The organism is Halobacteriovorax sp. RZ-2, from assembly GCF_043196685.1.
Classification (GTDB): Bacteria; Bdellovibrionota; Bacteriovoracia; order Bacteriovoracales; family Bacteriovoracaceae; genus Halobacteriovorax_A.
Genome location: NZ_JBEBMR010000001.1, coordinates 297,133 through 318,057, shown reverse-complemented (window position 1 = coordinate 318,057; position 20,925 = coordinate 297,133). Strand labels below are relative to the sequence as shown.

Annotated in this window: 22 protein-coding genes; 8 read left to right on the top strand and 14 right to left on the bottom strand. The window is 37.7% G+C overall.

Annotation, left to right across the window (positions count from 1 at the left end; translation table 11 throughout):
* Window positions 1-7: 7 nt before the first annotated feature.
* The 7 genes from ABMA78_RS01395 to ABMA78_RS01365 are packed head-to-tail and all read right to left on the bottom strand — an operon-like array spanning window position 8 to window position 8,546.
* Window positions 8-520, bottom strand: a complete 513-nt coding sequence (locus ABMA78_RS01395; RefSeq protein ID WP_392856314.1) for a prepilin-type N-terminal cleavage/methylation domain-containing protein — start codon at window positions 518-520, stop codon at window positions 8-10.
* Entirely contained in the window at window positions 505-1,170 is a 666-nt protein-coding gene (locus ABMA78_RS01390) for a Tfp pilus assembly protein FimT/FimU (RefSeq protein WP_392856312.1), read from the bottom strand. The genes ABMA78_RS01395 and ABMA78_RS01390 overlap by 16 nt, the downstream gene beginning before the upstream one ends.
* Window positions 1,171-1,194: 24 nt before the next feature.
* Window positions 1,195-1,650 carry a type II secretion system major pseudopilin GspG gene (gene gspG, locus ABMA78_RS01385; RefSeq protein ID WP_392856311.1) on the bottom strand — a complete coding sequence of 152 codons (456 nt, stop codon included), beginning with the start codon at window positions 1,648-1,650 and terminating at the stop codon, window positions 1,195-1,197.
* 47 nt (window positions 1,651-1,697) lie between these two features.
* The gene (gene gspF, locus ABMA78_RS01380) at window positions 1,698-2,906 is read right to left on the bottom strand and encodes a type II secretion system inner membrane protein GspF (RefSeq protein WP_392856309.1); all 1,209 of its coding nucleotides are present in this window, start codon (window positions 2,904-2,906) and stop codon (window positions 1,698-1,700) included.
* Between the two features lie 16 nt (window positions 2,907-2,922).
* Window positions 2,923-4,662: a GspE/PulE family protein gene (locus ABMA78_RS01375; protein ID WP_392856306.1), complete on the bottom strand. Its 1,740-nt coding sequence runs from the start codon at window positions 4,660-4,662 to the stop codon at window positions 2,923-2,925.
* A gap of 14 nt (window positions 4,663-4,676) precedes the next feature.
* Window positions 4,677-7,046 carry a type II secretion system secretin GspD gene (gene gspD / locus ABMA78_RS01370; RefSeq protein WP_392856305.1) on the bottom strand — a complete coding sequence of 790 codons (2,370 nt, stop codon included), beginning with the start codon at window positions 7,044-7,046 and terminating at the stop codon, window positions 4,677-4,679.
* Between the two features lie 15 nt (window positions 7,047-7,061).
* Entirely contained in the window at window positions 7,062-8,546 is a 1,485-nt protein-coding gene (locus ABMA78_RS01365) for a hypothetical protein (protein ID WP_392856303.1), read from the bottom strand.
* Window positions 8,547-8,789: 243 nt separating this feature from the next.
* Between ABMA78_RS01365 and ABMA78_RS01360 the strand changes: the two genes are divergently transcribed.
* The gene (locus ABMA78_RS01360; protein ID WP_392856301.1) at window positions 8,790-10,556 is read left to right on the top strand and encodes an acyl-CoA dehydrogenase family protein; all 1,767 of its coding nucleotides are present in this window, start codon (window positions 8,790-8,792) and stop codon (window positions 10,554-10,556) included.
* Window positions 10,557-10,630: 74 nt separating this feature from the next.
* A complete protein-coding gene (locus ABMA78_RS01355) occupies window positions 10,631-12,301 on the top strand; it encodes a CRTAC1 family protein (RefSeq protein WP_392856300.1) in 1,671 nt (556 codons plus the stop codon).
* A 28-nt stretch (window positions 12,302-12,329) separates the two neighbouring features.
* Here the strand turns inward: ABMA78_RS01355 and ABMA78_RS01350 are convergent, their stop codons facing one another.
* The 4 genes from ABMA78_RS01350 to ABMA78_RS01335 all read right to left on the bottom strand — a co-directional run bounded on the left by ABMA78_RS01350 (window position 12,330) and on the right by ABMA78_RS01335 (window position 14,419).
* A complete protein-coding gene (locus tag ABMA78_RS01350; RefSeq protein ID WP_392856298.1) occupies window positions 12,330-12,938 on the bottom strand; it encodes a transposase in 609 nt (202 codons plus the stop codon).
* Window positions 12,939-13,071: 133 nt separating this feature from the next.
* Window positions 13,072-13,575, bottom strand: coding sequence for a YtfJ family protein (locus ABMA78_RS01345; protein ID WP_392856296.1), 504 nt, complete (start codon window positions 13,573-13,575; stop codon window positions 13,072-13,074).
* 9 nt (window positions 13,576-13,584) lie between these two features.
* The gene (locus ABMA78_RS01340) at window positions 13,585-13,932 is read right to left on the bottom strand and encodes a hypothetical protein (protein WP_392856295.1); all 348 of its coding nucleotides are present in this window, start codon (window positions 13,930-13,932) and stop codon (window positions 13,585-13,587) included.
* A complete protein-coding gene (locus tag ABMA78_RS01335; protein ID WP_392856293.1) occupies window positions 13,919-14,419 on the bottom strand; it encodes a hypothetical protein in 501 nt (166 codons plus the stop codon). Before ABMA78_RS01335 ends, ABMA78_RS01340 begins: the two co-directional genes overlap by 14 nt.
* Window positions 14,420-14,492: 73 nt before the next feature.
* Here ABMA78_RS01335 and ABMA78_RS01330 point away from each other — a divergent pair, with 73 nt between their 5' ends.
* Window positions 14,493-15,170: a hypothetical protein gene (locus tag ABMA78_RS01330; RefSeq protein ID WP_392856291.1), complete on the top strand. Its 678-nt coding sequence runs from the start codon at window positions 14,493-14,495 to the stop codon at window positions 15,168-15,170.
* Between the two features lie 22 nt (window positions 15,171-15,192).
* A complete protein-coding gene (locus ABMA78_RS01325) occupies window positions 15,193-16,224 on the top strand; it encodes a CpaF family protein (protein WP_392856289.1) in 1,032 nt (343 codons plus the stop codon).
* Here ABMA78_RS01325 and ABMA78_RS01320 read toward each other — a convergent pair.
* From ABMA78_RS01320 to deoC, 3 genes are all read right to left on the bottom strand, one after another.
* Entirely contained in the window at window positions 16,219-16,488 is a 270-nt protein-coding gene (locus ABMA78_RS01320) for a flagellar protein (RefSeq protein WP_392856286.1), read from the bottom strand. The two genes, ABMA78_RS01325 and ABMA78_RS01320, sit on opposite strands and share 6 nt — an antisense overlap.
* Before the next feature lie 90 nt (window positions 16,489-16,578).
* Complete coding sequence (locus tag ABMA78_RS01315; RefSeq protein ID WP_103216828.1) at window positions 16,579-16,866, bottom strand: hypothetical protein; 288 nt, start codon at window positions 16,864-16,866, stop codon at window positions 16,579-16,581.
* A gap of 73 nt (window positions 16,867-16,939) precedes the next feature.
* A complete protein-coding gene (gene deoC, locus ABMA78_RS01310; RefSeq protein WP_392856284.1) occupies window positions 16,940-17,608 on the bottom strand; it encodes a deoxyribose-phosphate aldolase in 669 nt (222 codons plus the stop codon).
* 83 nt (window positions 17,609-17,691) lie between these two features.
* Between deoC and ABMA78_RS01305 the strand changes: the two genes are divergently transcribed.
* The 4 genes from ABMA78_RS01305 to ABMA78_RS01290 are packed head-to-tail and all read left to right on the top strand — an operon-like array spanning window position 17,692 to window position 20,889.
* Window positions 17,692-18,642: a sensor histidine kinase gene (locus ABMA78_RS01305; protein ID WP_392856283.1), complete on the top strand. Its 951-nt coding sequence runs from the start codon at window positions 17,692-17,694 to the stop codon at window positions 18,640-18,642.
* A 1-nt stretch (window position 18,643) separates the two neighbouring features.
* Window positions 18,644-19,321, top strand: coding sequence for a response regulator transcription factor (locus ABMA78_RS01300; protein WP_392856282.1), 678 nt, complete (start codon window positions 18,644-18,646; stop codon window positions 19,319-19,321).
* 21 nt (window positions 19,322-19,342) lie between these two features.
* Window positions 19,343-20,110, top strand: coding sequence for an enoyl-ACP reductase (locus ABMA78_RS01295; RefSeq protein ID WP_392856281.1), 768 nt, complete (start codon window positions 19,343-19,345; stop codon window positions 20,108-20,110).
* A 2-nt stretch (window positions 20,111-20,112) separates the two neighbouring features.
* Window positions 20,113-20,889 (top strand): exodeoxyribonuclease III, encoded by a 777-nt coding sequence (locus tag ABMA78_RS01290; RefSeq protein WP_392856280.1) that lies wholly within the window; start codon window positions 20,113-20,115, stop codon window positions 20,887-20,889.
* Window positions 20,890-20,925: the final 36 nt, after the last annotated feature.

Here is a 20,925-nt window from a genome sequence, read left to right as displayed (position 1 = left end):
TAAAAACCTAGAGTCCGTTTATCTGCACCTTGTACTTATCATTTGATAACCATGTACTAATTGTATATGTTTCATCAGTTGTATCATCTTTAACTGTGACACTAACTTGCCAAAGAAGCTTTTCAAGATTCTTTTTTACAACGCCAAAAATCTGCTTTTGAATAGCATTATTACTATCATCACCATCGTCAGGTGTTTCAGACCCTGAGATCTTTTCAAAATCTGGAACAGTAAAATTCTTCCATTCGACGCTATAGCTAATATTGTCATTGCTTTCAAATTTTCCAGACTCTGGCTTGAGCGTGATGCTATCTTTTAGCTCTGGCGGATAGGCTAAGATTTCATTCATTTTCTCAATGCCATATTCACGTAGAGTAATCTCTGTGCGCATCTCCATTGAGTCAGTAATATTTAAGCCTTGGGCAGTGATGTATGAAGTGATAAAGACTGCGAATATTGCGAGTGCAATAAGAACCTCAATGAGGGTAAAACCTGAATTATTTTTTAATTGCTTAACCATTCGTTATAAAGTTCTTCTGCTTTAGTTGTTAGTTTTTCAATATAGTCGTCACTAGAAAAGTTCACATCTTCCAGGCCCACGTATTCACGATTGATTACTTGAGTGTAGGGCTCAGTTGATAGTGCGACCATTTCATCTTCAGTTGCAAGAATAATTATAACAGAATCTTTCTCACCTGTGGGGTAAAAGTAGACATATGGTTTGCCAGTTGTGTGTAATTTTTGTGTCAGGGTGCTGCCTATGGCAACAATACGAACTCCACCAGTTGGACGAAACTCGTTCGCATCAAAGTCTGGAAGTGGCATAAATCTTCCTTGCTTATTTGCTTCTTTTTGTTCTTCCTCTGTCAGGTCATCATAATTCTTTGTCGAGTCCATATCGATAACAAAGTCATTACTTTGGGCCATTTCTAGGGAAAGTTTTTGGTCGATATCTTCAATATCAAAACCAACTCGTAAGAACTTATTTGTTAGACTAGCTTCATCACTTGAGAAGCGAATAATACGTTCTATATTTTCAATCGTGTCATCGAGGTTGCGGCGAGAGGAAAAGGTTGATCCTGCAACCATGTAGAGAAGTAGGGAGGCTAAGGCCATGGATACCAGAATTTCAATTAATGTAAAACCTGATTGTCCATGTGCCTTATGCATAACTTCCCTGACTTTTAATTTAAATTACTTCTTATCTCTTAGGTAGATATCAGCAGCGAAACCTTCTCCGCCTTCTTCGTTATCATTACCATAAGACATGATATTGTAAGTCTTTCCATCTGAAGTATAAACATACTCCATATCCCATGGGTCTAATGGAATTTCATCTGCATCGATAAATCCATTTGGTGGATAGTTCTTACACTCGCGTCCTCCAGACGGCTTTGAGATAAGTGAATCTAATCCCATCTCTGTCGTTGGGTAGAAGTTACATTTTCTTCTAAAGTCTTTAAGAAGTGACTCTAGTGACTTCATTTGAATGTTTGCTGATTTTACACGACCTTCTTCTAGTGAGTCGAAAACCTTACCTGCAATAAATGTCCCCATTAATGAAATTAGAGTAAGGGCTATTAGGATTTCAATTAATGTCATCCCGGCCTGACTCTTCATTACTTGGCGCTTAAAAAAATTGTTCTTCATTTAAAATCTCCTTAAATGTCTTCTTTCTTTATATCCTCTAAAAAAGCTTAGTTGATTGAGTTTAGTTCCATCATCGGTACGACAACTGACATAACAATGAAGGCAACAGCTCCACCCATACCGACCATCATAATAGGTTCGAGAACAGATGTTAACCCACTCAATTTAGATTCTACCTGATCTTCGTAGTTTTCTGCAATGATGTTAAGCATTGGTTCTAGTTCACCTGATTTCTCACCTAAACTAATCATATGGGTAACCATGATAGGGAAGTATCCTGATTGTGCAAGGGGCGCCGCCATGGAAGAACCTTCCGATATATTAACACGAGCACTTTCAATGGCATCTTGCATATGAACGTTGCCAATTAGGTTTTTCACAATTTTCATGGAAGCAAGAATTGGAACACCTGAATTTAAAAGTGTTGCTAGAGTTGAAGCAAAGCGCGATACGTTCACCATTGTGATAAGTGAACCAAAGACTGGAAGTTTCAGAGTAACGTAGTCCCACTTAGCACGACCATTCTTAGTATTAATATAGCGATTAAATAGCCAGTAAAGCCCGAAAGCTCCAATAATTACGGCCCACCAATATTGTTGTAAAAAACCAGATAACCAAATTGAAATTTTTGTCGGTAGTGGTAATTCTTTTTTCATGGAAACAAAGATTTTTGTAATCTTTGGAATTACCAGGACGAGAATGACACCCATAACAAGGGCACCAACAAGAAGCATGATGATTGGATACATCATGGCACCTTTTACTTTATTTTTTAACTTAACTTGCGCTTCTGTGAATTCTGCAAGACGAAGAAGAACGATGTCTAATGTTCCTGACTGTTCACCAGCTTCAACCATGTTGACATAGATATGATCAAAGATTTTAGGGTAGTCAGAAAATGCTGATGCAAGGGAGCTACCTTCATTAACTTTTTGGCGTATCTCTGAAAGGACAACTTTAAGCTTCGGGTTCTCACACTGTTCAATGAGGGCGTTAAAGGCCTCGACAATTTGAATCCTTGCTTTGACAAGAGTGGCCAGCTGTCTTGTCATAAGAGAGAGATCGTTGATTGAAACGGTACTACCGAAATTTAGTTCAAAAGAAGTCTTGCTAGAAGACTTATGTTCTTTAATCGCTGTAAGCATAATACCTTGAGCACGAATCTTGGCCTTTGCTGCCTGTTCGTTCTCTGCTGTGATATTACCTTTCTTTTCAGTTCCGGTGCGATCAATACCTTTGTAATCAAATATGGCCATTTCTTCTTACTCTTTGTTATTCCTGACTTTCGTCTTCGCCTTCAATATTAATAGCACGGTTCATTTCTGCAATTGAAGTAATTCCCATAAGAACCTTTTCAATAGCATCGTCTCTAAGAGTTTTCATTCCGTACTTCTGGGCAACTTTTTTAATTTGTCCAGATGGGGCAGAGTTAATAATCAGCGAGCGAATTTCATCGTTAATCATTAGAAGTTCTGCAACAACAGTCATTCCCGAGTAGCCTTTATTGTCACAACTTGGACAACCTGCGGCTTCGTATACTGTTGAACCTTCTGGTATCTTATCAATCCCTAAAACTTCGAGATCGAAATCTGTAATATCTTTTGGCCTCTTACACTCTTTACAAAGAGTTCGAATAAGTCTTTGTGCTAGTGCTCCAGAAAGAGAAGAGGCAATCATGAATGGCTGAACACCCATATCGATCAGACGGTTTGGAACCGAAGAAGCGTCATTGGTGTGAATTGTCGAGAGAACAAAGTGACCTGTAATTGAGGCCTGAATTGCCATTTCTGCAGTTTCGTAGTCCCTTGTTTCCCCAACCATGATAACATCAGGGTTTTGACGAAGAATGGCACGAAGTGCTTTGGCAAATGAAAGTTCAATCTTATGATTTACCTGAATCTGTGAAATTCCTGGTACTTCATATTCCACCGGATCTTCAACTGTAATAATCATTCTATCTGGTGTGTTAATTCGACTTAACATTGCAAATAGAGTTGTCGACTTACCGTGACCTGTTGGACCTGATACATAAACAATCCCATCTTTTCTTTGTGATAGGGCATCGAGGTCATCTAGAACCTTTCCATGGAAACCAAGGTGGTCTAGCTGAAGAATATTATTATCTTTTTCAAGAATCCTCATAACGATACGCTCACCATTTTGAACAGGTACCGTCGAAAGACGAATATCAATATCCTTACCGGCCATCTTAATAGGAATACGCCCATCTTGTGGAAGACGTTTTTCTGCAATATCTAGCTTTGCCATAACCTTAATACGTGAGGCAACAGCCGAGTGAGTCTTAAGAGGCTGTCTTAAAACTTCCGTCATAACTCGGTTAATACGAAAACGATAAATCGACTCTTTTTCATAAGGCTCGATGTGAATATCGGTCGCGCGCTCTTTTACTGCTCTAAAGATAATTGAGTTTACGAAGCGAATAACAGGGGCTTCATCAGCTCCTGCATCTAAGATATCAATTGGCCCGTCGAGATCAAGAGACTCATCGAATTCATCTTCAAGAGACTGAACCATATTCTTATTGGCCTTCTCATAAACACGGTTAATGGCATCATTAACTTTTAGAGGCTGGGCAACAGAGATATGAATATCTTTTTTAAAGATCTCTCTTAAATCGTTAATAGCATCAAAATTGAAAGGGTCAGTGATAATCACTGAAACAAAGCGGGGAGTTTCCATCACTGGAATAAGCTCCTGAGTCTTTGCATAATTGATTGGAATATTTGTAATAAGTTCCGGGTCAATTGAGTCCACGTCAATTTCAGACTCATATGGAATTTCAATTTGGTGACAAATTACTTTTGTAATATCGTGAGGGTGAATATAGTTCTTCTTAAGTAAGATTTCACCGATAAGCATGCCAGATTCTTGTTGAATCTCTAGCGCCTCATCTAATTGCTCACGTGTAAGAGAGGTGTGCTTAATTAAAAGCTCACCAATCTTTTCTTTACCGTGTTCAAATGTTTCTAGCATTTGGTTTCTCATTAACATCAAGCCTTTTTAAATTACTTCTTAATCACAACTTCTTTATTTGAAGACTTTACTTTTACAGCAGGGGCCTTCTTCGTTGCAGATTTCTTTGCGTTTACTTTTTGAACGATGTCATTGTAGCTTGGCTCAATTACTGATTCGTTCATTACGCTATCCTGATTTTGTTGCTTGTAATACTTATTACGTTGCTCATCATAAAGAGGACCTTGCTCTTGTTTTTGAGCTTTATTATAAAGACCCTTAGCTGTTGACTTAAATGGATCTTTTTCACCATGGAACTCCTTAAGGTGAGAAGCACGACGGTTTAAGCTCTCTTTAACAGTACTTGCAACGTCTTCTTGATAGTTATCAAGAATTTTTGGTGTTAAGAACATTAGCATATTAAGTTTTTCTGTTTGAGTCGTCGTGTTCTTAAATAGCCAACCAAGAACTGGGATATCACCAAGTAGGGGAACCTTACTTACTGAATCAGTTGTCTTATCTCTCATCATACCACCCATTGCAATTGTGTCGCGGTCACGAACAGTTACAGTTGTTACGGCACTTCTTACAACAGTACCAACACCTACTGCTTGTACACCAGATGGGAGTGCTCTACTTGAGAAATCTTCAAAGTTTTGGTCAATTTTTAGTTTGATATATCTCGTTACCTTGTTAATTTGAGGAGTTATCTTCATTTTTAACGTAACGTTTTGTGTCTCAAGTGATGTCGTTGTCGAACCATTTGATGCTTGAGTTTCCTTCGGTACAGGAATCTTTTCACCAACTTCAAATATACCTTCAGTATTATCTTGAACGAGTAGTTGTGGAGTTGAGAGAACGTTTGTATCCCCATTACTTGCAATTGCTGAAATTAGAGCATTAACAGAGTCGATCTTAACAGTTTGACCATTAATCTCTGTTTCAATTTCGTTACCAAGACCAACACCTGCAAATAGACCACCAATTGATGTCCATGTTCCAGAAATTAGCTGAGTAAGGATTGAACCTGAAGTTCCGTTAATTGAACCAGCTCTATCAGCTGCACCAGAACCGTAGGCCCCAACAATAGAAACACCAAGGTCACGAGACTTTGAGATATTTGTTTCCATCACAAGACCTTCGATAAATACTTGGTCTTTTGGTTGGTCTAGCTTCTTAATAACTTTTTCAAGTGTAAGCCAGTCAGTAGGTGAGGCCGTAACAACAAGAGCGTTATTTGATTTATCTGCAGTAATTCTTACTTCTGCATTGAATAGTTCATTATTGTCATCATTTGAAGTTCTAGAAAAACGAGAAGTCCTTCTCGTGCTCGATGATGATCTCGACTTTGATCCACTAACTAGCTCAGATAATGTCTTTGACATATCTTCTGCATCACCGTGATAAAGGTAGTAAACGTGGATTTGTTCGTTATTTGAAGCAACTAACTCAACATCAAGCTTATTAATAAGCTCTTTAAGTCTCTTTGCCCCACTTGAATTGGCCATGGCAATAATAGAGTTCGTACGTGGCTCAGCAGTAAGCTTAGAAATAATTTGCCCACCTCCATCTGAACTTCTTCTTGAAGAAGTCTTCTTTGATGTATCATCTTTTAGAATCTTATCTAGAAGCTTAGCAATTTCAGAAGCGGAAGTATTTTTAACAGGAATAATTTGAAGAGTTTCTTCGTGTCCAGGAACATCGATGAATTTAATTAAACTCATTAAACGATTGATGTTAGAACCAGTATCCTGAATGATAATTGTATTTGTTTGCTTGATTTCAATAATACGCCCGTAACGAGACATGAAAGGTCTAAATGAACGAGAAACTTCTGTTGAATCAATATTCTTAAGAGCAATAATCTTCATTAGGTAATTTTCTGTTTCTGGAACATAGTTACCTGTGTAGATCTTTGTAGGGATGTAGCGAATATCTCTTGCTTGTACAATCTTGTAGAAAGCACCAGATTTAACCATTGTTAAACCATTCATATTAAGCGCTGCTAAATAAGCTTTCCATGCATCACCAACTGTAATTGGAGTTGGTGCTGAAATTGAAATCTTTCCTTTGAGGTCCTTGTCGATAATAAGGTTAAGCCCTGTAAGCTTTTGCATATGCTTTGTCAGGTCTTGTAGGGAAGTGTCTTCAAAATCAAAGCTTGTGACAATCTCTGGCCCAAAAGCAGTTTCTGGGTTTAAGTTAACGTAAGCATCGTCAGACTTCTTTGGTTGAGTCGCTGTTCTACCAAATGCATCACTTCCTGACTCTGCATTCCCACTATTGAGTAGGTTGGCAGCGGAAGGAGTCGCATCACGATTAACCTTCGTTTTTGATTTAAATTGTCTAAACTGGGCCTGCGCCGGATCTGCGGCCAGACATAGTAAAGATAGTGCTGAGAGATTTAAAAATAGTTTCTTCATCCATGATCCCTATAATTATTCGACAAAATTGTAGTTGTAGCTTTGCTGAACTCCGTTTCTCTTAATACCGAGTTCGTAATAGTCCGTAGACTTAATTTTTCCAAACATTCCCATAATTTGATTCATATTCTCGATTTTTGCGCCGTTAATTTCACAAATTATGTCATCATTTTGAACATTTAAGTATGAATAGATTGAACCAGGTTTAACTTCAGTCATTTTGAAGCAAAGTGATCCATCTGGATTCTTAATTGTAATGGCCTTGGCCTGCGTAAGAACGTCTCCAATATTACTTAGAAGAGAGTCACGAAGTTCTTTCTTGATTTTAAAGTTATTTCCTTCAACTTTAATATCTTTATTGAATTCCGGCATAACTTCTTTCGCTCTACTTGGAGGAAGAATCTTTGTATTGGCCTTGCGTGCAAAGCGTTTCGCTTTCTCGTCAACATTTGCAATGAATTCACATTCACCAGTTCTTAAGTTTTTAAAGATAACTTTTTGGCGAGTGATACTTCCAATTTCTGCAATATTATTGATCTTTCCACCAACACGAACATTTTCAACTTTTCCACGGTTAGAAACACTAGCAACTGACTTCTTTGTATTTTGTAGAACGATCGTATTTAGCAGCTTAAAGCCAAGTCTTGATTCTTGATCGGCCGAAAGACAAACCTTAACAACATTCTTTGGACGCTTAACTTTTGTTTCAGTTTTTTCATTCTCATCTTCTTGAATATTGAAAGGGTTGTAATTTCTAATATTAGCAATCGATGGATTGTGGTCGTATGTAGTAGGGCGACTAAAGTTTGTTTGAAATTTTGCACTGCTATCTTTTCCACTTAGAAAAAGAGCGGCAAACTTTCCAATCTGATATAAGAAGGCACAAGTTAAGAGAATTAAGAAGTAGTGATGAATCTTTGGACGAGACTCATTACTTAGAAGGTTAGGCAGGAAGTATTGGGCACCTGATTGGTGGCCTTTTCCTCTTTTTCCAGCGCCAACTTTTGATAAATCAAAGTCTTCAGTTTTAGATTTAATCTTATCAAGCATACGTTGCATGACATTGTACTTATTGCCTGATTCGGCCTCTAGCTCGTCTTCTTCATCATCTGAAAATTCTTCAGAGTCTTCATCTTCTGTGTCATCTTTTGATTTATTAGAGAGCTTACTCTTTAGCTTTGATAAGAAGCCTGCGTCTTCTTCAGAGTGTGCCTCAAGGTCATCAATGTAGACTTCTAGAGTTGGGTCTTCCAATACGTTGTCATCTTCTTGATGTTCGTCTTGATCTTCCTCTTGATGATTATCTAGTTGAGCTGTTGGAGGGGGGGGAAGAGGGATGTCGACATCTTCTTCGTAGACTTCGCCTTCGTCGCCTTCGTACTCTTCCTCATACTCTTCGCCATCGTGAAGAGTTTCTTCATGCTCAATAAATTCACTGTCATCCTGTTCCTTGGATAACTTCGATTTAATTTTTGAAAAGAATCCTTTCTTTTTCGTCATTAAGTTTCTTCTTGAAAGTTTTTATATTTTAATACCTTATAGTATTTTAAGGTTGTTTACCCAAAGCATCAACCATTGATATATTCGGTAAGAATTTTCTTTATTTGCGACCGAGTGTTTTTGTCGGACAAACTTTAGTAAGTGTTTGCTTTGATTATTTGACGTATGTCGTGCTAAAATGTCAGGGAATTCTAGTCAATCAAATTTCTACCCACATAGATGGATTTAAAAAAGGACTTAATGATGAGTGAAGAAAAGCAAATGATGGACTCCATTGTTGGAGATCTATTCTTTGGTGAAGTTAAAGAAGACAATGTATTTCCATACCCTGGTTTTACTGATGAGCAGCAAGACTTTGGGCGCGAGATGGTGAACGCTGTAAATAAGTTCTGTGAGGGGACTTTAGACGGTGAGAAAATGGATCATGAAGGTGTGATCCCACCAGAAGTAATGCAAGGTCTAGCTGAGCTTGGGCTTTTTGGGATGGGTGTTCATGAAGATCTAGGTGGTCTTGGCCTTGACTATACTCTTTATAGTCGCGTTTTTGCAGAAGTTGCTTCTTTTGATGGTGCCGTTGCAACAATGATTGGTGCTCACCAGTCGATTGGTTATCGTGCACTACTTAATGAAGGAACTGAAGAGCAGAAAGCAAAGTGGCTTCCACAACTTGCTTCAGGTGAAAAGTTAGCAGCATTTTGTTTAACTGAGCCAGGATCAGGTTCTGATGCATATTCGATTAAGACAAAGGCCGTTGATAATGGTGACGGTACTTATACAATCACTGGACAGAAGCTTTGGATCACAAATGCTGGTACAGCTGAATTTTACTCAGTATTTTGTAAGACAGATCACGAAGTAGATGGTGAAACAAAAGAGAAGATCTCTTGTTTTGTTATTGAAAAGGGAATGGAAGGTCTTTCATTTGGTGAAAAAGAAAACAAAATGGGAATCCGTGCATCAGAAACACGTGCGGTTTACTTTGATAAAGTAATTGTTCCTAAAGAAAATATTCTTGGTGAGCTTGGAAAAGGTTTCAAGATTGCCATGAACGTTCTTAACTCTGGACGTCTTTCACTTGGTGCAGGATGTGTTGGTGGAATGAAGACAATTCTTAAGCTTGCAACTGAGCACGCTAAAGGACGTAAACAATTTGGTGCGCCAATTGCTGAATTTGGTCTTATTCAAGATAAGCTTGCTCTAATGGCAGCAAGAATCTATGCAACAGAATCAATTGTTTACATGACAACTGGTAATATGTGTAAAGGTCTAAACGACTACTACCTAGAAACTGCTGTTTGTAAAATTTATGGTTCTGAGTCTCTTTGGGAAGTTGTTGACCAAGGGATGCAGATTGCGGCCGGTAATGGTTATATGAAAGAGTATCCATACGAAAGAATTATGAGAGACTCTCGTATTAATATGATCTTTGAAGGAACAAACGAAATTCTAAGAATTTTCCTTGCTCTTTCTGGTATCAGAAACCCGTCTGAAAGCATGAAAGCTCTTGGTAAGGCGGCAGACGTTTCTAAAGCTCTTCAAGATCCGATTAAGTCAGTCGGTGTTTTAACAAACTTCGCAAAAGGTCGTCTATCAAAGATGATTGGGCAACGTCTAATCACTAAGCATCATGCTAAGCTTGATAAAGAAGCAGGGAAGTTTAACTCTCTTCTTGGTCAATTTGCGATTCAAGTTGAAAATACACTAATGAAGTACGGTAAGAATATTATTGGAAATGAGCTTCCACAAAAGAGAATTGCTGAAATGGCGATGAACCTTTACGTAATGCTTGCTGTAATTTCTCGTACAACTTCAATCCTTAATAGTGACAAGATCGAACAAGACAAGAAAGACTATGCTCTTAACCTTGCTCGTGTCGCACTAAAAGATGCAAGAGCTGTTGTTGTAACAAATCTTAAGGCAATGACTTCACATGATGATAAAGTTGTTAAAGAAACTTCTGATCAAGTTTGTGCAAATGATGGTTACGGCCTAGATATCATCAACTTCTAATTATTTTCAAGACAATTTAAAAAATAATCTCTTAGGCCCTAGTAAAAAATGCTGGGGCCTATTAGAATATTGATATGAAATATTCTCTCCTGCTACTTTCTTCGGTCATACTCGTAACTTCTTGTTCTAGTAAGGTTTTTAAAAAGAAAGAAAAGAAATCAAAAGCTAAACAAGTAAAGCTCAACTATGGGCCAACAAAGTCATCTTCGAAATTTGTCGATGTGACAAAAAAGCTTGGACTAAGTGGTATTAAGGCATCGCGTGTTTACGTTTATGATATTAACGGCGATGGAAGAGAAGACCTTGTTTTCTTAAATGGAAATTATTCTGTGCCTCAGTTTTATTTGGCCACAGATGAAGGTTTTGTTAAAGCAAAGAATATCTACTTTGAAGATGATGTTCAGGTGACATTCTTACAGTTTGCAGACCTTGATAAGGATGGAATCGTCGATGTTGTTACTGGGATTCATAACCAGAAGTCGGCCTTAACAAAAAAACCACTTGTTTCATATAAGGGAAGCCCTTCCCGCAATAATGGTATCGTCTTCAGGAAATTTGGTGAGACAAGCTTTGACTTCATTGCTCCTATTTCAAACGTTAACCTCTTTGATTACGATAATGACGGACTCTTAGACTTCTTTGTCGCTAATTGGTTTGATCGTAATAAAGAAGGGGAGGCAATTGAGAATCGCCTCTTTACTTATAAGAAGGGCAAGGTCTTTGAAATCTCAGGGGCGCTTACAACTGAGCTTGATCAACGTGGTAGCACATATATAAATATTGCACCCACTTTTTCTTCAAGTATTTGTGATATCAATAATGACGGCATTCCTGATATCTTAACGAGTAACTCTGCAGGCCATCCAAATAAGCTTTGGCTTTCAACAAAGCGTGGGAAAAATATTGTCTACACTGATGCTGGCCAGAGTTCTGGTTACAGCATGGATACAATCACTAGTGGTGGCCGCTATAACGGCGGAAACTCTACTTTTGCAATTTGCGGTGATTATAATAATGATGGCTACTACGATATCGCCATGGGAGAAATCTCTCACTCTCTTGATCTAGCTTCTCGTGACCGTTCAAGTATTTTGACGAACAAAGGTGTTAAAAAGATATCATTCATTCGTACTGAATATACAAACGATGAGGCGAAGGCCAATTGGAACCAAGGTGACATGAGAGGACTTTGGAGTGACTTAAATAACGATGGACTTATTGATTTAATCGTTGATAACTCTGGCTTTCCTCCTCACTCAAGACTTGTCTCATTTGTACAGGAAAATGATCATGAGTTAGTTAACCGTGCGCCAGATCTTGGAATTGATATTGTCAATCCAAGCTCTACTGTCGTCCTAGACTTTAACGATGACGGAAGAATGGATATTCTAACGATTCAAACGAATACTCGTGATTTTAGAATTACGCCAAGAGTTTACTTATTCGAAAATCAGCTTCCGCAAAAGAACTTTATCAAGCTTAAGCTCATTGGGAAAAAGTCTAATAAAGAAGCCTATGGTGCGAAGGTAATCGCAGATACTGATAAGGGCAATACTCTTACTCGCCAGCACTACCCATCTTTTGGCCAATTCCAACCTCAAAATTCATCTTATATTCACATTGGTCTTGGAGATGAGAAGGTTAGTGAAGTTGTCGTTGAATGGCCTTATTTATTAGAAAATGGGAAGAAGCTTAGAAAAACTTATCCTGTCTTGATGAACGCAACGACAATCATAAAAGAGTAGGTGCCATGCTCCTTTGGTTTCGCACCTGCTAAATACGCCGGGAAGTTCTATTATTCTTAATTTTAAATTCAGGCCTTGTTAAACCATCTCTAATTTTATTTGATGAAAATTTTTCGTCTTCTTGGTTTACCCACTCTAGGAAAGTTATAGGATCACCAATTATTGGTTCTTTTAATTTAAATCCTAAATCTTCGTTATTAATAACATAAGATAGAGTCGAAAATTCATAATCCTGACACAGCTGTGTAATCCCTTTGCGATTGGGGTTTTGATAAATATAGCGTAATACAGTTTGATAATACTTTTGGTCCTTAACAATTGACCACTTATAGCGATCTCCAAAGATACGATTTATTCGACCTGTTTCTCTTCTAATCAGCTTACTTAGGTGTGAATTCATAAAGAACATAAAGCGATCGATATCACAATTTGGTGTCCAAATTAAGAGGTGATAGTGGTTTGTCATTAAGACAAATGCTTGTATCTCTACTGGGTGGTGATTTTGTGCATACTTAATTGATTTTAAACAATAGCTCCAAACGGTAGGCATGGGAATGTCAAACCATTCTTTATTATTTGTTCTGATATAAATGTGGTATGGACAAAGATTTGTTCTAATGATTGGTTTTCTTGGCATTCAGCACTGATAACTGAGTTTAAGAATGAATAAAATAAAAAAAGGGATTATTTTGTTGAATATTTCGTATGTGAAAACAGGGGAGAGTATGCACCCGCTTGTTAGCAGGTGCGAAACCAAAGGTGCATGGCACCTACATATTCTTTTTAATAATTGAGATCATCTCTTTCACTTGGGCATCGCTTGCTTTTCCATTGATCTTGTAAACAAGGCTACCTTTCTTATTGAAAACTAGGATATTCGAGTCATCATCTTTAACGATTCCTTTCCACTTTTTAACGATCACTTTTTCAAGGTCTTTTACATAAAGAGTGTTAGGATATTTCTTTTGCTTGTCTTCTAGAGCACCCTCAAGAATTGAGTTTGGAAGCCAAGTTGCATCCATATTAATAACTGCAACAGAAGCATACTTTGTAAGGTCAAACTTTTCACGTGCTAGGGCCTCTGATGCATGATTATTTAAGTCTTTCTCGTCAGGGTCAACGTAGAATAGAACGTGAACTTTATCTTTTAGCTCTGATGAAGACCAGGCCTTCCCATTTAGGCGACCACCATTTTCACCTGAAATTTCAACTGTTGCAGGCTTCATTGCTAAAGTCGATACACATAATAGTGCCATCATAAAAATCTTCTTCATTCACTTCTCCTATTCGATAAAAGTTTTATTAAATATTTGTTTTAAGTTTAGACTAAATTTAGAGTCTTTTTGAACTGTCTTCTTTAACACTTTTGCACGAAGTTGGTCATTATACTCAACTAGCTCTTGCATTAGTTCATCAAATTGGTTTAATTCAATAACATTTGGCACTCTCGTTTGAAAGAAGTCTTTTAGCTGCTTGATGCGATTCTTTTCAATATCGAGAAAATTTGTCAGCTTATGTTCTTCACTGCCGGCAGACTGCTTCTTAGGAGGTGGGGCAAACTCATCTCCTAGAACCTTCTTTATATGCTGATCAATTTTTTTTAGCTCGTCATTACCGTTATCTTCTGACATTTTCGTCTTCCATGATTGAAATTAATTTTTCAAGTTTTGCACCTTCTTTGGCAAGTGCTTTAATGATTCTTTGTGAAGAGATCGTGCGTCCGAATTCATCAAGACATAACTGTACATCTTCATTTCTTATATTAGAAGCTGAGATATCAATGAAGTCCAATATCTTCTGTTCCTTGTTTGTAGGCCTGGCCGCTTCAAATTGGTAGTATTTGGGAAGATCCTCAAGTGACTTAAAAATAGGAAAACGAGTCCAAATATCTTCAATATCTGAGATGATGTAGAAAGGGTAAGGAAACTTTGGAGAAAGATTTTCTTCCTCTAAAACATTAGATAAGAGTCCCAGTAGTTTAATGAGTCGATCTCTTTGGAGTTTCGATGCATCTAGATAAAGTGGCTGATGACCAACACGGTAAGTTTTCATCGCCAATTTAATTTCTTCTTTATCAATGGCCTTGAGTTTAAATTCTTCTAAAATGGGTGTTTTCATAGATCTATTATAACAGCAGCAGCTTATTAATATAAAGCTGGAATCTCACCTAAATCTCATTTATCATAGTTTTATGGAATTAGATTATGTAGAACTTCCCGAGAGATTTTGTCAGTTACTTTTGAGTGATGTTTCAAGCTCTAGTAACACATCTGTCGATTTACAAAGATATCTCTTTGAATCACCTGCGATGGCCAGGATTCTTTATCGTATTTTAAATGGTGGGGAGGAGACTGATTTAACTTCTCTTGTGAAGAAGTATGGTTGGCATGGAATTCGTGATCGTCTCTTGGCCTACTATATGAACTTTCTCTATAATAGTAATCACCCTCATGCGGTTGTGACAGAAGAGGTTGAGGATATTAAAAAAATTGAATCACGATTTCGCGATAAAACGGTAAGTGGCTACTCTCGTTTAATTTCACTTGGGATGTACCTCAAAGTTTCTTGCTATGAATCTGATCTTGAAAATATTGAGGATCACCCTTATTTCCCTGATCGTAGAATTGATCAATTATTAGCTCAATCAAAAAATAGAAATATTCGTATTGATATCTTGATACTAATGCTTGTTCACTTTTTAAAATACTTAGGTGAAGAAAAGCTTTTTGGATTAATTAGAGCGAAACAGAGTTTTGATACAATTGAGTCAATGTTAAGCACTGATCAAAAATATCAATTACAAAAAAATATAATCAATTACGCCTTAAGTATTGGAGACACTGACTTGATTGCGTCAAAAACAGTTTAAGTTAGTGTGAAGAAGGAAGTATATGGCAGAAAATAGTGTGTGGAAAATGTTAGAAGACCTTTCGACGAAGAAGGGAATTTCTGAAATCGTGATAAACGGATCAAAGAATGTTTTTGTTGAAAGAGGCGGAGAGTTTATTGGACTTAATGTTCCTCTTAATAAGAAAGATATTCTTGAATTTTCAAATGAAGTCGCACTATTTAATAAGAAGAAGTTTTCCAATGAAAACCCAATCTTAGATGGGAGACTTCCCGATGGCTCACGTATTAATATTATTAGTGAACCATACGCTTCTCAAGGTACTTCAATTACAATTAGAAAATACCTTTCTAATAATTTCGAATTAGATAAGCATTCTCAGCTATTTGGTATTAGTGAAAAATACGTTCCTTTCTTTAAGTCACTTATTAAGGCCAAAAAGATTATTCTCATTTCTGGTGGTACAGGTTCTGGGAAAACAACTTTTATGAATATGCTTCTAAAGGAAGTATCTCCAGACGAAAGAATTATCACAATTGAAGATACGCTAGAGCTTGTCGTGGGTAATACAAATTGTGTAAGGCTTGAGGCCGGCCTAACGAGTGGAAAAGAAGGGCTCTCAATGAGTCAGCTTGTTAAGAATACTCTTCGAATGAGGCCCGATCGAATCTTTATCGGAGAGGTAAGAGGGGCCGAAGTTTTTGATATGATTCAGGCCATGAATACTGGACACGATGGAAGCATGACTTCGATTCATGCTAATTCTCCAGTGGAGTGTTTACAAAGAGTTGAAGCATTATTTTTAATGGCCGGTTTTGATCTTCCATACCATGTTGTAAGAAAATATATTTCAACTGCTGTTGATTTTATTATTCAGTTAGGAAGAACGGATGATGGCCGAAGAAAGGTCACTCAGGTGATGGAAGTAAATAGCATGGAAGGAAATAATATTCTTACGACTTCTGTTCTTGAAATCGAAAACGGTGAACTCGTTTTTGGTGGAGCGGTACCAAGTCTTGCTAATGAATTAGCGAAAAAAGGTGAGCTTCCAACTAATTACTGGAATAGTCTATAAGATCATTGTTGCATCAATCTTAGTAAAGATATTATCACTGAGTTCATCTTTATTTACTGCTGTAATAAGACAGTAGCGGTCGATATCCAGAATAAAGGCAGCTTCGTCAGTAATAACTAAGGACTCTTTTGAACCTTTTAGCTTCAATTTATGAGCAGCTTCATTTAAGCGAGAATAATCAATTTCGCTAAAGTGAATTTGGCGCTCTAGCAGTCTCTTCTTTGCATGTTTTGAAATTGTTAATTGGTGTGTGACTCTCTCCATATAACCTTCCTGGCCTTGGCCCAAATGACTCTCAAGTCATTGTGGCACTTTGCTGGACGCAATAGTAGGTAGGCAAGGGTAAAGAAAATCTTATAACTTCTTTAGCTCGTTAAGCTCTAATAAAATACCGAGCTGTTGATGTCTTAGGTTTTGACACCCTGATTTGAAGTAGTAATTTCTTGTGTTCTTAATAAGTGATTTAATTCGATTTCGAATGTCATCATTTACTTGAGAATTTTCTGTGATTTTCTTTTTGATGCTTATGAATTCACGAGTATTTTCATAAGCGAGATTTTGGTCGAGCTGCTCACATGGCAGGCTGGCGTACGCCTTGATTGAAACTAAAGTAACAGTTGCTGATAGCAAAATAGACTTCATGAAAACTCCTTGTGCGAGTCCCTCTCTCTCATCCACGTTCTATCAATAGCACACTAAGATGCAAACTTACACATTAGTAAGAAGTTGTGATATTTTTTTCACCTTCCATGATCGCGACGCCAGAACTTGTTCCCAGTCTTTTAACACCCATTTCTAGATATTTACGTGCGTCCTCTAGGCTTCTAACACCACCAGAGGCCTTGACTTCGCACTTTTCTTGAGCCTCATCAATCATTATTGAGACCACTTCAGGATTGGCCCCTTCGCTTGAAAATCCAGTGGAAGTTTTAATGAAGCTAGCTCCAGCATTTATGGATGCTTTGGCCGCTAAACGAATTTCTTTTTCATTTAAAAGACATGTCTCAAAAATAACTTTTACAACTTTTCCGTTGGCGGCCTTAACGACTGCTGCAATATCTTGCTCAACATATTCAAGATTGCCTTCTTTTAATCTTCCAATATTTAAAACCATGTCGATTTCATCGGCACCTTTTTCAATGGCATCTTTTGTTTCAAAAACTTTTGTCTCTGTTGTCATGGCCCCAAGAGGGAAGCCAATCACTGTACAAATTAGAGACTTACTTGGATCAATGTGTTTCTTTGCTTCAAGGATATTACTAGGGTTTATGCATACTGATTTAAAGCCGTACTCATTAGCTTCTTGGCATAGCTTCTTAATTTGTAGGCTACTTGCTTCAGGCTTTAGTAAAGTGTGGTCAATAAATTGAGCGATGTCTTGCATAAATTCCTCGATTTAAATTCTTTGGTATATTATTGAGATTATTTCCTTAACTTATAGTGCCAATAATTGCTAATATTTGCAATATGGCACTTATTAAACGCGGACCATTTTTTATCCATCCACTCTTTATCTTTATATCGAGTTTAGTGGCCTTAGGGATTTCTTTATATCTCTATATTTCTTCTTATTTAGAGGTAAACGCAAAGTTAACGGACTTTGTGAAGAAATCTAATATCCCTCTTGTTCAGTTTCAGCAGACTGAGACATGGGTTATGATTCTCATTTTATCGATCCTTGTGTCATTGATAATCGTGGGCTTCAGTATGGTTTTCTATTACTACCAGAAGCTTCGCCAGCTCTATCGTATGCAGCAGAACTTTATTAATGGCTTTACCCACGAGCTGAAGACTCCCGTTGCTTCGATTTCTATCTTTATCGATACGCTAAAGCGCCACAATTTTGAAAGAGAAAAGCAGTTAGAATATCTGGATATCATGAGGCATGATACTGAGAGATTGGGAGATAATATTGAGCAAATCCTCCAATTAGGACGACTTGAAGAAAAGAAGGTTGAGCCTGATCTAAGGCAGATTAACATTCGCCAAACAATTGAAGAGTTTGTTCATCGCAATCGTCATAATTTCTCGGAACTAGAAGTCTCTTTTGTCCATCTCGATGATGAGGAGTCAATCGAGTTTGATCGCAAGCTATTTGATATTCTTTTAATGAATATTCTGACAAATGCCATTCGCTACAATAGCAAAGAAGTTAAGACAATGGAGATTATCTTCCAAAAAGGCAAACGCTTTAGTGAGTTATTCTTTGTCGATAATGGGGATGGGATTGATGATAAGGATATCAAGAATATCTTTAAAAAATTCTATCAAGCAGGTAAGTCTTCAAAGGGAAGTGGTGTTGGCCTTTATATGGCGATGCAGATTATGAGAATACACGGTGGCCGCATTAGTGCAGATAGTGAAGGCGTAGGCCATGGAACAACTTTAAAACTATTATTTAAAAATAAGGTTAGTTAGTATGAGTCGTATTTTACTTATTGAAGATGAGCAAAATATTGCAAAAGGAATTATCTTAAATCTTGAACTCGAAGGTTACGAAGTCATTCATGCAAGTCGCGGGGACTTGGGGATTAACTTTTATCGGGAGCAGGATTTTGATCTCGTTGTTCTTGATCTTATGTTACCTGTTTTAAGTGGTGAGGATATTCTCGTACAAATTCGTGAGATTAATGAGAAAACACCTATTCTTGTCCTTTCTGCCAAGGATAGCTCAAAGTCAAAAGTGCGCTGCTTTAATTTGGGAACAGATGATTACCTATCAAAACCCTTTAATCTGGATGAGTTCATTTTGCGTGTAAAGCGTCTTTTAAAGCGCTCAAGTTGGACGAAGAAGGATGTGTCAGTTTATCAATTTGGTGCGAATGAGATTAACTTTTCGGACTTTAAGGCCAGCTCACAAGGGGAGGAGTATACTCTCACAGAGCAGGAAGTGAAGATTTTGACACTTTTAACTCAAAATGAGGGTGAAGTGGTGACGCGCGGTGAGTTACTTGAATTATTAGGCTACAAAAAGGATTCAAATACTCGTACCATTGACAACTTCATCGTACGTTTTAGAAAATACTTTGAAGAAAACCCAAAAGAACCAAAACACATAATTAGTATCCGCTCTGTCGGCTACAAATTTATTAAATAATAAAAGAAAATGGAGTAATAAATGGGAATTTTAGAAGGAAAGAAAGTTCTAGTCCTAGGCCTTGCAAATGACAAATCAATTGCATGGGGAATTTCAAAGCAAATGAAAGAACAAGGTGCACGTCTTGCATTTTCATACCTAAACGAAGCTCTTCAAAAAAGAGTTGAACCACTAAGTGAAGAGATTGGTGGAGAGTTTACATTTGAATTAGATGTTCAAAATGAAGATCACATGACTCAAATGGCAGAGATCGTAAAAGAGAAATGGGGAGAGGTTGATGTTATTGTTCACTCTCTAGCATTCGCAGATAAAACAGATCTTAAGGATCGTTTCCATAAAACAAGCCGTGAAGGTTTCAAGATGGCACAAGATATTTCAGCATACTCTCTACTAGGTGTATGTAATGTGCTTAAGCCACTTATGGCAAAAGACTGTTCTGTAATCGCTCTTACTTATCATGGATCAGTAAAGGTTCTTAACGGATATAATGTAATGGGTGTTGCTAAGGCATCTTTAGAATCAACAATGAGATACCTCGCTGACGATCTAGGTCCAGAGGGAATTCGTGTAAACTGTATTTCTGCAGGTCCAATTAGAACTCTTGCAGCTTCTGGTGTTCCAGGGCTTAAAGGTTTCTTAAATGATGTTGAAGAGAAGTCGCCACTTCGTCGTAACGTAACTCAAGAAGATGTTGGTGGAGCAGCTGTGTTCTTAGGTTCACGCCTTGCAAATGGTGTAACTGGACAAGTGCTTTACGTTGACTCTGGTATTTCGATCTTAGGAGCTTAGTTTTGGCTAAAATTTCTAGTTGGAACGTCGCAGGTCTTAGGGCCTGCGAAAAGAAAGGTTTTTACGATTGGTATTTAGAAGATAATTCAGATGTAATCTGCCTACAGGAAACAAAGGCATTACCTGAACAATTAAGTGATCGCTTAAATAACCCTGATCATCACGAAGTGCTTATCGCACCGGCCGAGAGAAAAGGGTATTCAGGAGTAGCAACTTGGGTTCGAAAGGGTGTTAATGTTAAGCACACGATTGGACTTGGGATTGAAGAGTTTGACTGTGAAGGACGAACGATTATTTCTGAATTTGACGATTATATTCTTTTTAATTGCTACTTTCCTAATGGGCAAAGAGATCACGGACGTGTTCCATATAAAATGGACTTCTGTCGTGCGGTTGCTGATAAGGCCTTAGCACTTAAGAAGAAGACAAAGAAAGAGGTCGTGATTTGTGGTGACTATAACACTGCTCACACTGAAAATGATCTTGCAAATCCAAAGACAAATAAGAAGACAACGGGATTCTTACCTTTAGAGCGTGAATGGATGGATGAGTTTAAGGCCCAAGGCTTTACTGATCTCTTCCGCGAATTCACTTCTCCAGAAGAAAATGGCCACTACACTTGGTGGACTTATCGTGGAGACTGTCGAGCAAGAAATGTTGGCTGGCGTATTGATTACTTCTGGTCAACGGATGATTTCGTTTCTCGAGTAAAGAACTGCTGGCATCAGCCGGATGTGATGGGTAGTGATCACTGTCCACTTTCAATTGAATTTAAGTAATAAAAAAGCCAGCATTAAGCTGGCTTTTTTTATCTG